This is a genomic window from Micromonospora sonchi (genome assembly GCF_014646235.1).
Taxonomy (GTDB): domain Bacteria; phylum Actinomycetota; class Actinomycetes; order Mycobacteriales; family Micromonosporaceae; genus Micromonospora; species Micromonospora sonchi.
In genome coordinates this window covers 45,600-59,880 of the sequence record NZ_BMNB01000032.1, presented here as the reverse complement: position 1 = coordinate 59,880, position 14,281 = coordinate 45,600, and the positions used below count along the sequence as shown (strand labels likewise).

Genomic DNA, 14,281 nt, shown 5'->3' with positions numbered 1-14,281 from the left:
CGGTGGGCGGTCCGAAGGCACGGACGCTTCGTGCCGCCGCGCTGCACCGCCGGGCCGCCGCTACGGCGGCGGCAGCGGCCTCAGTCCTCGACGACATCCGCCCCGCTCCCGCCGACCAGCGTCGCCAGTACGCGCTGGCCGAACGGCTGTCCACCGCAGCGGCGATCCTGGCGCCCGGCTGGGCCGGCACCGCCCTGGACGTCCTCGACCCGGCGACCCCGGCGGGGGAAGGTCCGCCGCCCTTCGTCCGGATCGGCGCTGCCGCACCGCTGGACGACGCTCGCTTCCCCGCCGTGGTGCCGCTCCTCGGCGCCGGCCACCTGGCGGTGGACACCGACGCGCACGATCCGCGGGTCGCCGGACTGCTCCGGGCCGTACTGCTGCGGCTGCTGGCAGCGACACCCGCAGGCGCCCTGTTGGTCCGGGTGGTGGACGCGGCCGGGATGGCCCTGGCGCCGTTCGCGGCCCTCGGCGATGCCGGGGTGCTGTCCCCGCCGGCCACCGATTCCGCAGGGCTGCGCGCCGCGCTGTCCGAGGCGGAGCGGTGGGTGGCGCCAGGGTCGTCCGGCCCCCGCCGACACGACCGGTTGCTGCTGCTCGTGATGGCTGCGCTGCCCGAGCAGACCGAGCCGACCGACCTGACGCGGATCGAGGCGCTCGCCGAGCAGGGGCCGGCCGCCGGACTGCACCTGATCGTCGCGGGCGGTCCGCCGGCCGGCCGGGCGCCACTGCCCAGGGCCACGACGGTGGCGATGCGCACCGGGTACGCGCTGCTGGGCGACCCGCCCGACGCTCCCTTCGCCACCCCGGGCACCGGCGCCGGGTTGAACTCGCCGGTGTTCCTCGAGCCGGATCCACCGGCCGAGTTGGTCGACGCGGTCTGCCGGCGAATCGCGGCGCAGGTCGAGGCCGGTAGCCGACTGTCCCTGCCCGACCTCCTGCCACCGATCGAGGAGAAGCTGTGGCAGGCGGACGCGGGCGACGGGCTGAGCACCACGATCGGCGACGCCGGTGGTCGGCCGGTATCGCTCGGCTTCACCGAACTGGCACCGCACTGGCTGGTCGGCGGCCGGTCACCGGCCTGTCGTTCCGCCTTCCTGACCACGGCGCTGCTCGGTCTCGCCGCCCGGTACGGCCCGGACGAACTGTCGCTGTACCTGGCCGATCTCGGCGCGGGTGAGTCCTTCGCGGAGTTCCTGCAGACCGAGCGGGACCGGTCCTGGATCCCGCAGGTCCGGGCGGCCGCGATGGCCGCCGACCGGGAGTACGTGCTCGACCTGTTCGATCAGTTGATCACCGAGGTCCACCGACGCACGGAGGCATCCGCGCGTGTCGGTGGGCAACGCTTCGCGGAGCTGCGGGCACACCGTCCGCTGCCCCGGATCGTCTGCGTGGTGGACAACCTGCAGCTGCTCTTCGCCGAACGGGACCGGCTCGCCACCGACGCCGGCGCCCGGTTGAACAAGCTGGCGCGGACCGGCCGGGCGTACGGTGTGCATCTGGTCCTGGCCGGCGACGGTGACCTGGGGCTGGGTGCCCGCACCGACGGCGGGTACCGGGACTCGCTGCTCGGCCAGTTCCCGGTGCGGGTGGCGCTGCCGGGTGGCGCGGCGGTGTTGGAGCCGACGAACGACGCCGCGGCCGGCCTGCCGGTGGGCAGCGCGGTGGTGAACACCGCGGGCGGGCTGGGCGGTCCGCGGGGTGCGATCCGGGGTCACGAGCGGATGGTCCGGTTTCCTGATCCGCAGGACGACCCGGAGACGGCCGAGCGGCTGCGGCATCGGCTCTGGGCGGCGCGCGCGAAGGAGTCCACGCCGCCGGTGGTCTTCGCCGGCTACGCCCGCCCGCTGCTGAACAACGATCCGCGCTACCGGGCGGCCCTCGCCGGGCGGTCGTTGGCCCCATCCGCGCTGCTCGGGCGCGCCGTGGATGTCGCGCGGAGCACCGTGACGGTGCCGCTCGGGCCGGCCGCTGGGCGGAACCTCGCCGTCCTCGGTCCGCGCCCGGAGGGGACCCGGCTGTTGGCGATGGCCGCCCGAAGCACCGCGGCCCACCATCCGCCGGGCGCGGCACGATTCCTGATCGCCGCGCCGGACGCCGTGTCGCGAGCGTTGGCCGACGACCTGGCGGCGGAGCTGACCGAGCGGCATCCGGTCGAGACGGTCGACCTGGCCGGTCTGCTTGCCGCCCTGGAGACCGGTGAGCCGGCCTACCTGGTGGTGTTCGGGCTGGATGTGGCGTCACCGGAGCAACTGCCGCCCTCGCGACTGCGGACGCTGTTGTACGAGGGACCGCCGGTCGGGCAGCACGTGCTCGGCTGGTGGCGTACCGTGCCCTCCTTCGCCGCGTTGCTGGAGCCGGAGGAGACCGTCGACAAGCTGACCGCCGTGGCGGTGGCGGGCGTACCGGGTGCCCAGCTCACACCGGTGTTCGGTCGGGCGGTGGAGTGGCGGCCCCGCCCCGACCGGGTGGTGCTCTGGGACGGCCCGGATGACCGCGGCGTCGTGCTGGTGCCGTATCACGTGCCCGAGGACGAGGACGGGGAACCGGCATGACGCGAAGCCAGCCACAGACCGTCGGCAGCGAGCCGATCCAGGCCGAGAACGCAATGGCGGCCGCGTGGGCGGACTACCTGGCCGCAGCCCGCCAGCTTGACGGGGTACGCCGGGACGCGGCGACCGCCGCAGGTGAGCAGGCCCGTACGGTGCAGGCCGCCCGGGAGGAGTTGGCCGCCGTACGCACCGGGTTGGCGTCGCAGGAGGCCCGGTTACGTGAACTGGGCGTTCCCCAGATCTCGCTGGCACCAGCGCCACCGGAACTGACCGAGGCGACCAGGTCCATGTCGGGTGGCCCGTCGGCGGTGCTGACGGCGCTGCGGGATGCCCGACGGTGGACGCAGGGCGCCGACGACACGCTCGCCGCCCGCGGTCTGCCCCGGGTGGCTCACTGGCCGCCGAAGGCGCGCAACCTGCTGGTGTACGGGCCGCTGGGGCTGCTCGTCCCGCTGTTCCTGGTGGTGGTGCACGTGTTCGCCGGCACCAACCCGGTGAGGGTACTGGCGCTGGTGGTGGGGCTGCCGGCACCGGCGGTCGCCTTCGGCGTGGGCTGGCTCGCGGTCGGGCGCCTGTTCCCGGCCCAGCTCGGGCACCGGGTGGACCGGACTCCGCGGTTCGGTGCACTGGTCTGCCTGATCCCGGCGGTGATGGCCACCACCGGGATCGTCCTGACCATGCTCGCCGCGTGAGTCGTGGCCGCCTCCCGGTCGCCCTCGATGACGCCAGCCTCAGCCAGAACCCGCCTGGCCGCCACCGCCCTGCTGCCGGTCTCGCTCAGCGGATGATCAGCGCCATCGCCTCGGCGCGGGACTTGGCGTCCCGTTGGAGGCTGCCCCGGACCGCCGAAGTGATCGTCTTGGCGCCCGACTTCTGGATGCCCCGCATGGCCATGCACATGTGCTCGCACTCCAGGACGACCACCACGCCGCGCGGCGCCAGCCGTTCCATCAGCAGGTCGGCGATCTGGGCGGTGAGCCGCTCCTGCACCTGCGGGCGACGGGCGAAGACCTCGACCAGTCGGGCCAGCTTGGACAGGCCGGTGATCCGTCCGTCGGAACCGGGAATGTAGCCGATGTGGGCGCTGCCTCGGAACGGCAGGAGATGGTGCTCGCAGAGGCTCATCACATCGATGTCCCGAACCAGCACCAGTTCCTCGTGGTTGGCCTCGAAGGTGGTGGTGAGCACGGTGGCCGGGTCGACCCGAAGGCCGGCGAAGAGTTCGGCGTACGCCCGCGCGACCCGGGCCGGGGTCTGCTGGAGGCCGTCGCGGTCCGGGTCCTCCCCGACCGCGATCAGGATCTCGCGGACCGCCTTCTCGATCCGGGCGAGGTCCATGGTCTCCTCGATCGGTCGCCCGGTCAGCCGACCGTTGACCAGCCGGGCGGCGATGTAGTCGAGGCCGTCGTCCGGCTCGGTGGATGAGGCGGCCAGCCCCCGCTGGGAGAAGCCGGCCGCCGGGTCGTCGGCGCTCAGCGTGGACCGTCCGAGTTGTTCGAGGTCGCCCCGCCGACGGTGGCCTGGGCGCCGTCCGCCTCGGCCTGCACCTTGAGCGCCTCCTTCTCGGCCGGGGTGAGCACCGGCGGCTCGGTGGAGGGCTGGCGCTTGCCGAAGCCGTTGTACGGGGCCATCGGCGGACGCTTCACCACGCGGGCGCAGATCCGCGCCATGTCAGCGGTGGAGAGGGTCTCCTTCTCCATCAGCTCGAGCACGATGTTGTCCAGGACGTCCCGATACTCGACCAGGATCTCCCAGGCCTCGTCGTGGGCCAGCTCGATCAGCGCCCGCATCTCGCCGTCGATCTCGGCGGCGACGGCGTCGGAGTAGTCCCGCTCGTGGCCCATGTTGCGGCCGAGGAACGGCTCGTCGCCGGTGGTGCCGTACTTGATCGCACCGAGCTTGGAACTCATCCCGTACTGCGTGATCATCGCCCGGGCCAGCTGGGTGGCCTTCTCGATGTCGTTGCCGGCGCCGGTGGTCGGCGCGTGGAAGACGAGTTCTTCGGCGGCCCGCCCGCCCAGCGCGTACGCCAGGGTGTCGACCATCTCCGCGCGGGTCTGGGTGTACTTGTCCTCGGTGGGCAGCACCAGAGTGTGGCCCAGGGAGCGGCCTCGCGACAGGATCGTCACCTTGTGCACCGGCGCGGCGTGCGGCAACGCCCAGGCGACCAGGGCGTGCCCGCCCTCGTGGTACGCGGTGATCTTCTTTTCCCGGTCGCTCATCACCCGCGTCCGGCGCTGCGGGCCGGCGATCACCCGGTCGATCGACTCCTCCAGGGAGTCGTTGCTGATGGCCCGCTGGTCCTTGCGTGCGGTCAGCAGGGCCGCCTCGTTGATCACGTTCGCCAGGTCGGCGCCGCTGAAGCCCGGCGTCCGCTTCGCCACCGAGTCGAGATCGACGTCGGGAGTGAACGGCTTGCCCTTGGCGTGCACCCGGAGGATGGCCTTGCGGCCCTCCATGTCGGGGGCGTCGACCGGGATCTGCCGGTCGAAGCGGCCCGGCCGCAGCAGCGCCGGGTCGAGGATGTCCGGACGGTTGGTGGCGGCGATGAGAATGACGCCGCCTTTGACGTCGAAGCCGTCCATCTCGACGAGCAGCTGGTTGAGGGTCTGCTCGCGCTCGTCGTGGCCACCGCCCATGCCGGCACCGCGGTGTCGGCCGACGGCGTCGATCTCGTCGACGAAGACGATGGCGGGGGCATTCGCCTTGGCCTGTTCGAACAGGTCACGGACCCGGCTGGCGCCGACACCGACGAACATCTCCACGAAGTCCGAGCCGGAGATCGAGTAGAACGGCACTCCGGCCTCGCCGGCGACCGCCCGCGCGAGCAGGGTCTTACCGGTGCCGGGCGGGCCGAAGAGCAGAACGCCCTTCGGGATCTTGGCACCGAGCGCCTGGTACTTCGCCGGGTTCTGCAGGAAGTCCTTGATCTCCTGCAGTTCCTCGACCGCCTCCTCGGAGCCGGCGACGTCCGCGAAGGTGGTCTTCGGCGTGTCCTTGGTGATCATCTTGGCCTTGGACTTGCCGAAGTTGAGCACCCGGGAGCCGCCGCCCTGCATCTGGGACATGAAGAACAGCAGCAGGAGCACGAGCAGGGCGATGGGGAGCAGGTTGACCAGCAGGCTGACCCAGATGCTGTCGGATGACACCTCGGTGTCGGCCGGCCCGGTGACCCGGTTGTTCGCCTTGGCGTCGAAGATCTGGTTCCAGACCTCGTTGCCGACCTCGTAGGGGAACTGGGCCTCGATCCGGTCGGTGGTGGTCTTGTCGAACTCGGCCTTCTCGGCCAGTTTGAGCTGGATCGTCTGTTCCTTGTCCTGGAAGACGACCTTCTCGATACCGCCCTTGTTGAGCTGGTCGAGCGCGACGGACGTGTCCACCCGGTGGTAGCTGGGGCCACTGGTGAACAACTGGCTGAGCACGACTGCGCCGAGGATGACCAGGATGACCCAGAACACCGGTCGGCGGAAGAAACGCGTACGTTCCATGCTGTTGTCGAGCGCCGAGACGCCCGCATCCTCCTGATCGACGTCCTGACCGACTGTGGGTGTCGCCGCCGGGGCGGCTGCCACGGCCGCCGTGCGGGCCGGCCCTGACCCCGAGACACGGACCTGCCGCGCCACGGTCATTCGACGGTACACCGTGTGGCACGGGTGTGAGCTGACGAGCCCAGCAGTTACGCGTACGGCGAACCGGGAATCGACCGGCGTGGCCGAGAGCGACCTCCCCACCACCGTGACCCACAGTAGCCCGATCAGCTGAGAGCTGGCTGAACGTCCACCGTGACCGGCGGCCAGGCCACCGGCAGGTCAGGAGCGGGCGTAGACCTCCGGCTTGAGCACGCCGACGTACGGCAGTTCGCGGTAGCGCTCGCCGAAGTCGAGGCCGTAACCGACGACGAATTCGGTCGGGATGTCGAAGCCGACGTACCTGACCGGCACGTGCACCTTGACCGCGTCCGGCTTGCGGAACAGCGCGACCACCTCGACACTCGCCGCCGACCGGGATTCCAGATAGCGAAGCAGCCAGGAGAGGGTCAGCCCGGTGTCGACGATGTCCTCCACCACCACGACGTGCCGGCCGGCGATGTCCCGGTCAAGGTCCTTGAGGATGCGCACCACGCCCGAGGAGGTGGTGCCCTGCCCGTACGACGAGATGGCCATGAAGTCCAACTCGGCGGGCGGCCCTTGTCGGCCCAGCGCCCGGGCGAAGTCGGCCATGAACATGACCGCCCCCTTGAGCACGCAGACGAGCAGCAGCCCGTCGGTGACGTGGGCGTAGTCCGCGGAGACCTGCTTGGCCAGTTCCGCGATCTTCTCGCGGATCTGCGCCTCGGAAATGATCACGTGGTCGATGTCGGCGTCGTACCAGGAGCCGTCAGCCATGACCCTAGCCTGCCGTACGCCCTGGGTGAGGCGTCGCCGGGGCCGCCTCTTTGCGGGCGCCCCCGGGCCGGGCTTTCCCGGCAAAGAAGCCTAATCAGCCCAGTACGGGCGGGATCGCCATCGGCGGCCGGCCTCGGATGGCTTCCAGTCGGCCGAGTCGCGGCTGTCGGCGGTCAGCCCCGCAGCCGAGGCGAGGGCAATGAGCAGGAAGAAGAGCAGAACGAACAGGAATCCCACGACGGCGCCCGCTTTCAGATGATTGCTGGTGGTTTGTCGCCGCCGATGCGCACCGGACGGAAGTCAGTCTGCGCGCCTCGCCAGCAGGCGGAAAGTGGCAGGAATGCCAGTCATGCTCGATATCCTGCCAGCGGCAGGGTTAGTCTGGTCACATGCTCCGCTCGGTCGCCGTGCTCGTCCTGGATGGTGTCGCCCCGTTCGAGCTGGGCGTGCTCGCCGAGGTGTTCGGCACCGACCGCACCGCCGACGGGCTGCCCGGCTACCGCTTCGACGTGTGCGGCCCACGGGGTGCCGTGGTGCGCACCTCCGCCGGTTTCCAGCTGGTGCCGAGCGCCGACCTCGGCCCGGTCGAGGAGGCGGATCTGGTGGCCGTTCCCGCGCACGACCCCGCCACCACCGCGTCGTCCGAGGTGCACGACGCGCTGCGCCGAGCTGCCGACCGGGGGGCCTACCTGTTCAGCGTGTGCGCGGGCGCGTACCTGCTGGGCGAGGCGGGGCTGCTCGACGGCCGGGAGTGCACCACCCACTGGCGGCACGTCGACGAGCTGCAACGCCGGCACCCGGAGGCCCGGGTCCGCTGCAACTCGCTCTACGTGCAGGATGGTCGCCTGCTCACCAGCGCCGGCACCGCCGCCGGCATCGATGCCTGCCTGCACCTGGTGCGCCAGGAGCACGGCTCGGCGATCGCCACCCGGCTGGCCCGACGGATGGTCGTACCGCCGCACCGCGACGGCGGGCAGTCCCAGTACGTCGAGGCGCCGATCGCCAAGGTGCCGGAGGCAGCCACCCTGGAGCCGGTTCTGGAGTGGTTGATGGGACGGCTGGAGCAGCAGATCACGGTCGACGAGATGGCCGCTCGGGCTGGCATGGCGTCCCGCACGTTCGCCCGCCGCTTCCGCGCGGAGACCGGCACCACCCCGCACGACTGGCTGACCAACCAGCGGGTCCTGCTGGCCCGCCGGCTGCTGGAGGAGACCGGGTTGACCGTGGAGGCGGTCGCCGATCGCGCGGGTTTCGGCGATGCCGCCGCGCTACGCCACCACTTCACCCGTCGGGTCGGCGCCAGCCCACACGCCTATCGCCGCACGTTCCGCGACCGCGTCCCGCTCGGTTGATCCGGGCCGGCCGACAGCAGCCGGCCGGCGCTGCGGAACACCCGCAGCCCGCCGGGCAGGTATGCCGGCCCCTGCCCTCGCCAGGCGGTGACCAGCGTGTCGAGCGCGGTGAGGTGGCGGTGGGACAGCGCGGCCGGGGCTGCGCCCAACTCGTGGGCCCAGGCGCGCAGCACCCGGGCACGGATCGCCGGAGCCAGATCGGCGAGAACCTTGACCGCCAGCCCACCATCGGGATGCCGAGCCCCGGCCAGCGCCTCGACGGCCAGTCCGTCCAGTACGAGATTGTCCGCCGCGACCAGCCGCGCGGTGCGGGCCAGATTGTCCAGCACTCCCGGCCCGAGCGTCCGGACCAGCAGGGGCAGCACGTCGGCCCGGATCCGTGACCGGGCGTACGCGGGGTCGCTGTTGTGCGGGTCCTCCCACGGCGTCAGCCCCAGCGCCGAGCACGCCGCGCGAGTCTGCGCGCGGTCGATCTCCAGCAGCGGTCGGAGCAGCGGCACCCCGTTCAGGTCACGACGGTTGGGCATCCCGGCCAGCCCGCGCGGGCCGGCGCCTCGGGCCAGTGCGAGCAGCACGGTCTCGGCCTGGTCGTCGCGGGTGTGTCCGGTGAGCAACGCCGTCGCGCCGTGCCGCCCGGCCACCTCGGTCAGCGCCTGGTAGCGAGCATCGCGGGCGGCCGCCTCGGGTCCGCCCGGCCGGCCGGCGACGTCGACCCGGACCACCTCCACGGGCGCGAGACCGGCCTGTTCGGCCCACCGCGCCACCGCCTCGGCCCGCTGGGCCGACCCGGTCTGCAGTCCGTGATCGACGGTCACCAGGCCGGCGGCGCGGCCTGACCGCGGCGCGACGAACGCGGTCGCCGCGGCCAGTGCGAGGGAGTCGGCCCCGCCGGAGCAGGCGACCAGCACCGGCCCGTCCGCCGGCAGAACGGCCAGCGCGCGACGGACCGCGTGCCGGATCGCGGCGACGGGCGGGGCGAGCGGGGCCACGGACGGGTGCTCAGCCCGCGTCCGGCACCGGGCCGACCGGGCCGTGCACCCGGGCCACCCAGGCGTCCGGTTCACTCAGCTCGGACAGTCGGGGCAGGGTCAACGGTGACTCGAAGACCCGGTTGAAACCGGCCATGCCGACCCGCTCGACCACCGCGTGCACGAACTTGCGGCCCTCAGCGTACTGCCGCATCTTGACGTCGATGCCGATCAGCCGCCGGACCGCCTTCTCCACCGGGTTGCCGGCCTCCCGGCGCCGGTTGAACCCGGCCCGGATCCGCTCCACGCTCGGAATCACCTGCGGGCCGACGCCGTCCATCACGAACTCGGCGTGCCCCTCCAGCAGGGTCATCAGCGCGGTCAACCGGTCCAGCACCGCGCGCTGCCCCGGTGTCTGCACGATGTCCAGCACGCTGGCCCGGCCCTGCGGGTTGCGGACCACGTCGGCGAGGGTGCCCACGCCCCGGCGCAGCCGGTCCAGCAGATGCTCGCCGCCCTGCGCGGCGTCCACGAAGGCCTGCACCTCGCCGAGGAAGTACGCCCGCATCCACGGCACGGCGGTGAACTGCGTCCGGTGGGTCACCTCGTGCAGGCAGACCCAGAGCCGGAAGTCACGCGGGTCGGCGCCCAGCTTGCGCTCCACCTCGACGATGTTCGGCGCGACGAGCAGCAGTTGCCCCGGATCGGCGGAGAAGACCTCGTACTGGCCGAGCACCCGCCCGGACAGGTACGCCAGCACGGTGCCCGCCTGCACCCCGGTGACCCGGGAGCCGACCGCCTCGGCCAACGCGCCGGGCTGCTTGTGCTCGGTGAGCCGGCCGACCAGGGGCGTGATCACCTCACGCAGGCCGGCGACGTTGGTCGCGGCCCAGTCCCGCCGGTCGACGACCCGCACCGGCGGGTGCGCCACCTGTGACGTCAGGCCGGTGTGTGTGGCGACGTGCTCGGCCGCCTCGTCGGTCAGCCGGCGCAGGTCGACGACCACCTCGGTGGCCTCTGCGTACGACACCCGGGGGCCCGACTTACCCAGTGCCCCCGCGGTCGCGACGGCCAGATCCCAGTCCACGAACTGCGCCATGCGACCCACGGTACCCGTGCCGGGACACCCTGCCCCGATCCGTCGGCCCGCTCAGTGACAGCCGCAGGTGGCGAGGGCCGCCGCGATCCGGTCGAGGGCCGCTCGGGCGGGCTCCATCCCGTCCGGCGCGACCTGGTCGGTGAGCACGGCGAAGGTCAGCAACCGACCTTCGGCCGTGGTGACCACCCCGGCGATGGCGTGCACCTTGGTCAACGTGCCCGTCTTGGCCCGGACCACCCCGGCGCCGGCGGCCGTGCCCGGCGCCGAGCCGTAACGGTCGCGCAGTGTGCCGGACCAGCCGCCGACCGGAAGCCCGCTGAAGACGCCGCCGAGCTCGGGCCGGTCCGGGCTGGCCGCGAGCGCCAGCATTTCGGTCAGCAGCACCGGACTGATCCGGTTCGTGCGGGACAGACCACTGCCGTCGGCGAGCCGCATGCCGTCGACCGGCAGGCCCAGTTCGGTCAGCACGTCGGTCATCGCCGCGGCGGCACCGGCGAACGAGGCGGGCTGGTCACGGGCCAGGGCGACCTGGCGGGCCAACGCCTCGGCGACGATGTTGTCGCTCTCGCTGATCATGATGTCGACCAGCCGGATCAGCGGCGGGGAGTGCACCACGCCCAACTCGGCGCCAGGCTCGACGGTCCCGGCCGGCGTCCCGGTCGCCTCGGTCGGCGCCGCCGGAGCGGTGCCCCGCCGCACTGCGGTCTCCGGTACGCCGAGCAGGCGGGCGAAGGCCCGGCCGGCGGTGAGCTCCGGCTGGGGAACCCGCTCGGCCCACCCCTGGGTCGCCTTGGGGTCCTTGCGCGCGCCGTCGAGCATCAGCGCGGTCACTGCGGCGCCGTACCCGTGGGTGGGGATGTCCTCGTCCCAGCCCGGCTCGTGCACCGGCCCGGGGTAGAGCGACGCATCGACGACGACCCGGGTCGGCGTGGTCCCGCCCAGCGCCGTACGCACCTGGCCGGCGAGGTCCTTCAGGCTCGCGGCTCCTGGATAGAAGCCCTTGGCACCGGCCGCCAGGGTCGGATCGCCGCCGCCGACGATCACCACCTCACCCGGTTCCGATCCGGCCACCACCCGGGTCGGGATCCGGTATCCCGGGCCGCGCGCGGTGAGCGCGGCCACCGCGGTCAGCAGCTTGGTCACCGAAGCCGGCACGGTGCCCTCACCACCGCCCCGGTCGAAGAGCGACTGCCCGGTGAGCACGTCGGCAACCGCCAGGTTGACCCGACCGCCGAGGGCGGTGTCGCCGACCAGCGGATCGAGCACCGCACGCAGCCCTTCGGCACCGGGCATCGGTGCACTGACGTCGGCTGTGGCCAGCACCGCGACCGGCACGGGTTCGGGCGCCCCGGTGCTGGCGGGACCGGCGGGTCCGTCGCCCAGCCAACGCCCTACAGGTCCGGGACGAGTCACGACCAGCCCCACCGCGACGAGAACGAGCACCAGCACGGCGGCGAGCAGCAGCGGCAGCCGCCGACGGCGGGAGGCGGACCGGGGCGGCTGCGCAACGGCGCCAGCGAATCGACCCTCGCCACCCGGTGGCTGATCGGGCGTCAGAGTGGTTCCGTCCAGCTTTGGGCGGTTTCCCGCCGTCAACTCGGGCGTCGCTTCGGCGGCACCCCGCACCGAGGCAGTGCCCCGGTGGGACGAGGCGGACGGGCCGGATGCTGGTGGCGTGAGCGGAGCCGGAGATTGCGGCCGGAGGGCCTGCGCGTCGGGAACCGGCACCCGTCCGGTCGCCGGCTGGCCGGCACCGGCCTCACCAGGGCTCCCGGATCGGTAGTGTGAATCTTCCCTCCCCACTACCCCCTCCTCCCAGTCTGGAACCGGCCTGGGTGACACTACTTCGGTCCGAAGACTATGCGGCGGCCGGAGTCGGTGGGTGCGCAATCGCCTGTCCGGGTCGGCCGCCGGTTCGGCATCAAGCCAGCGTGGGCGAACGAGGGAGCGTGCAGATGGATTTCGACGTCACGGTTGAGATCCCGAAGGGTCACCGCAACAAGTACGAGGTGGACCACGTGACCGGCCGGATCCGGCTGGACCGCACGCTCTTCACCTCCACCCAGTACCCGGCGGACTACGGCTTCATCGAGGGCACCCTGGGCGCGGACGGCGACCCGCTGGACGCCCTCGTGCTGGTGCCCGAGCCGACCTTCCCGGGCTGCCTGATCCGGTGCCGCACCATCGGCATGTTCCGGATGACGGACGAGAAGGGCGGCGACGACAAGGTCCTCTGCGTCCCCTACGAGGATCCGCGACAGGAACACCTGCGTGACATCCACCACCTCGGCGAGTTCGATCGGCTGGAGATCCAGCACTTCTTCGAGGTGTACAAGGACCTGGAGCCGGGCAAGTCGGTCGAGGGCGCGACCTGGGTGGGGCGTACCGAGGCCGAGGCCGAGATCCAGGCGTCGTACCAGCGGGCCAGGGACGCCGCGGAGCGCGGGGAAACCACTCACTGACCGATGTCTCGACTGGCCCGGGGGCTGCTCAGCCGAGCAGCCCCCGGGCCCGCTCGTAGAGGCCGAGCACCGCGCAGGCGATCGGCACGACGGAGACCACCAGGACGGTGTCGGTGACGTCGGCGAGCCGACCGAGGTACGGGGAGACCGGCCGACGGGCGTACGTGATGCCGCTGGCCACCACCACCAGGGCGACCAGCAGCCCCCCGACCGCCAGGGCGAGTTGACCGGTCGGGCCGGTCTGCGCGGTGAGCACCGCGCCGAGGACGGCGTATCCGACCGATCCGGCGAGCACCAGCGGCACCCGGTGTCGCACCGCCGCGAAGAGCCGGGCGCGCAGCAGCAGCACCGCCGAGGCCACCGCGACGAGCAGCCGGCCGGCATGGCCACCGGTGACACCGAGAACCACCGCGGCGGCCGCGGCCAGCACCCCGTGCGCGATCAGCATCCCGGTCAGCATCTCCTCGGTGCGGGCCACCGCCGCGTACACCCGTCCCCGGTCGGGCAGGTCGCGGGCCCGGTCCGGGTCGTCCGGGGCACCGGTGGGCAGGGTGATCGGCGGCAGTGGCACCTTGCCCAGCCGGATGGCCAGCAGCGGGATCGCCCCGATCGCGAAGGGCAGCACGCAGAGCAGCACAGCCGCCGTGCCCGCCGGACCCAGCAACAGGCCGCCGAGGGCGGCCGGCAGGCCGACGGCGCCCGCCATCACCCCGGCCACGAAGATCCGTAGTCGGGTCGCCACCCCGAGCAGCCCGAGCACCGAGACCAGCAGCAGCGCCGCCGAACCGGCCAGCAGTTCGGCCGCGCCGATCCAGCGCAGCGGGGCGAGCGGTCCGACCGGGTCGCCCGAGCTGACGGCGAGCGCACCGGCCGCCGCCGCGTAGGGGAGCGCATAGCCGCCGACGGCCGCCCCGGCCGGCCCGTCGCCCTGGGCGCGGGACAGCACCGTGCCGGCCAGCACGAGCAGTACCGCCACCAGGGTCGCGGCCTGCCAGCCGGCCGCCTGGCCCGGTCCACCGGCCAGCAGGGCGAGCAGGCCGACGGCGAGCGGGACCCCGGCACCGCCCAGCGCGGCGGCCCGGGTGGCGTGGGGCGACCAGGCGCCGCCGCGCCGCCGCGCGCCGTCGAGGATGGCCTCCACCACGTCGTCGTACTCCAGCTCGGGCCATTCGGCGCGGGCCGGCACCAGGTGCAGCACCTCGCCGTCGCGGACGCCCTGGGTGAGCAGGGTCTGCGCGGTCACCAGCACGCTGCCGTCGCAGCGCCGTAGCACCCAGCCGCCGTGCCGTTCGCCGTCGTCGGCGAGTCCTTCGCCCACGTGGCGCAGCACCTCGGGCAGCAGTTCGACGAGCGGAACCTGCTCCGGCAGAGCCACGTCCACCCGCCGCTGAGGGGCATTGACGCTGACCCGGGCCAGCCCGATTGTCATTGAATGATCTCCATGTCGAACAGGGGGTGACGGC

The 14,281-nt window shown here is 72.8% G+C and carries 12 protein-coding genes; 4 read left to right on the top strand and 8 right to left on the bottom strand.

Features of this window, described 5'->3' with window-relative positions; genetic code table 11:
* Positions 1-2: 2 nt before the first annotated feature.
* Positions 3-2,555 (top strand): FtsK/SpoIIIE domain-containing protein, encoded by a 2,553-nt coding sequence (locus tag IEY61_RS25705; RefSeq protein ID WP_189048796.1) that lies wholly within the window; start codon positions 3-5, stop codon positions 2,553-2,555.
* The gene (locus IEY61_RS25700; protein WP_373293215.1) at positions 2,552-3,244 is read left to right on the top strand and encodes a hypothetical protein; all 693 of its coding nucleotides are present in this window, start codon (positions 2,552-2,554) and stop codon (positions 3,242-3,244) included. The genes IEY61_RS25705 and IEY61_RS25700 overlap by 4 nt, the downstream gene beginning before the upstream one ends.
* An 85-nt stretch (positions 3,245-3,329) precedes the next feature.
* Here IEY61_RS25700 and folE read toward each other — a convergent pair whose 3' ends face one another.
* From folE to IEY61_RS25680, 4 genes are all read right to left on the bottom strand, one after another.
* The gene (folE, locus tag IEY61_RS25695; RefSeq protein WP_189048839.1) at positions 3,330-3,986 is read right to left on the bottom strand and encodes a GTP cyclohydrolase I FolE; all 657 of its coding nucleotides are present in this window, start codon (positions 3,984-3,986) and stop codon (positions 3,330-3,332) included.
* 38 nt (positions 3,987-4,024) lie between these two features.
* The gene (gene ftsH / locus IEY61_RS25690; RefSeq protein WP_189048794.1) at positions 4,025-6,040 is read right to left on the bottom strand and encodes an ATP-dependent zinc metalloprotease FtsH; all 2,016 of its coding nucleotides are present in this window, start codon (positions 6,038-6,040) and stop codon (positions 4,025-4,027) included.
* 321 nt (positions 6,041-6,361) lie between these two features.
* Positions 6,362-6,937 carry a hypoxanthine phosphoribosyltransferase gene (gene hpt, locus IEY61_RS25685; RefSeq protein ID WP_189048792.1) on the bottom strand — a complete coding sequence of 192 codons (576 nt, stop codon included), beginning with the start codon at positions 6,935-6,937 and terminating at the stop codon, positions 6,362-6,364.
* Positions 6,938-7,027: 90 nt separating this feature from the next.
* Entirely contained in the window at positions 7,028-7,174 is a 147-nt protein-coding gene (locus IEY61_RS25680; RefSeq protein WP_189048790.1) for a hypothetical protein, read from the bottom strand.
* Between the two features lie 152 nt (positions 7,175-7,326).
* Between IEY61_RS25680 and IEY61_RS25675 the strand changes: the two genes are divergently transcribed.
* Entirely contained in the window at positions 7,327-8,289 is a 963-nt protein-coding gene (locus IEY61_RS25675; RefSeq protein WP_189048788.1) for a GlxA family transcriptional regulator, read from the top strand.
* On the opposite strand, the gene tilS is transcribed toward IEY61_RS25675, so the two are convergent.
* From tilS to dacB, 3 genes are read right to left on the bottom strand one after another with little or no spacing between them, the layout of a single operon-like run.
* On the bottom strand, positions 8,250-9,278 hold the full coding sequence (tilS, locus tag IEY61_RS25670) for a tRNA lysidine(34) synthetase TilS (RefSeq protein WP_189048786.1): 1,029 nt from the start codon (positions 9,276-9,278) through the stop codon (positions 8,250-8,252). The two genes, IEY61_RS25675 and tilS, sit on opposite strands and share 40 nt — an antisense overlap.
* 10 nt (positions 9,279-9,288) lie before the next feature.
* The gene (locus tag IEY61_RS25665; RefSeq protein WP_189048784.1) at positions 9,289-10,356 is read right to left on the bottom strand and encodes an Rv3626c family coenzyme F420 biosynthesis-associated protein; all 1,068 of its coding nucleotides are present in this window, start codon (positions 10,354-10,356) and stop codon (positions 9,289-9,291) included.
* 51 nt (positions 10,357-10,407) lie between these two features.
* The gene (dacB, locus tag IEY61_RS25660) at positions 10,408-11,826 is read right to left on the bottom strand and encodes a D-alanyl-D-alanine carboxypeptidase/D-alanyl-D-alanine endopeptidase (protein WP_229706441.1); all 1,419 of its coding nucleotides are present in this window, start codon (positions 11,824-11,826) and stop codon (positions 10,408-10,410) included.
* 485 nt (positions 11,827-12,311) lie between these two features.
* On the opposite strand from dacB, the gene IEY61_RS25655 reads away from it, so the two are divergent.
* Positions 12,312-12,818, top strand: coding sequence for an inorganic diphosphatase (locus tag IEY61_RS25655; RefSeq protein WP_189048782.1), 507 nt, complete (start codon positions 12,312-12,314; stop codon positions 12,816-12,818).
* 28 nt (positions 12,819-12,846) lie between these two features.
* Here the strand turns inward: IEY61_RS25655 and eccD are convergent, their stop codons facing one another.
* A complete protein-coding gene (eccD, locus tag IEY61_RS25650; protein ID WP_189048780.1) occupies positions 12,847-14,247 on the bottom strand; it encodes a type VII secretion integral membrane protein EccD in 1,401 nt (466 codons plus the stop codon).
* Between the last annotated feature and the right edge of the window lie 34 nt (positions 14,248-14,281).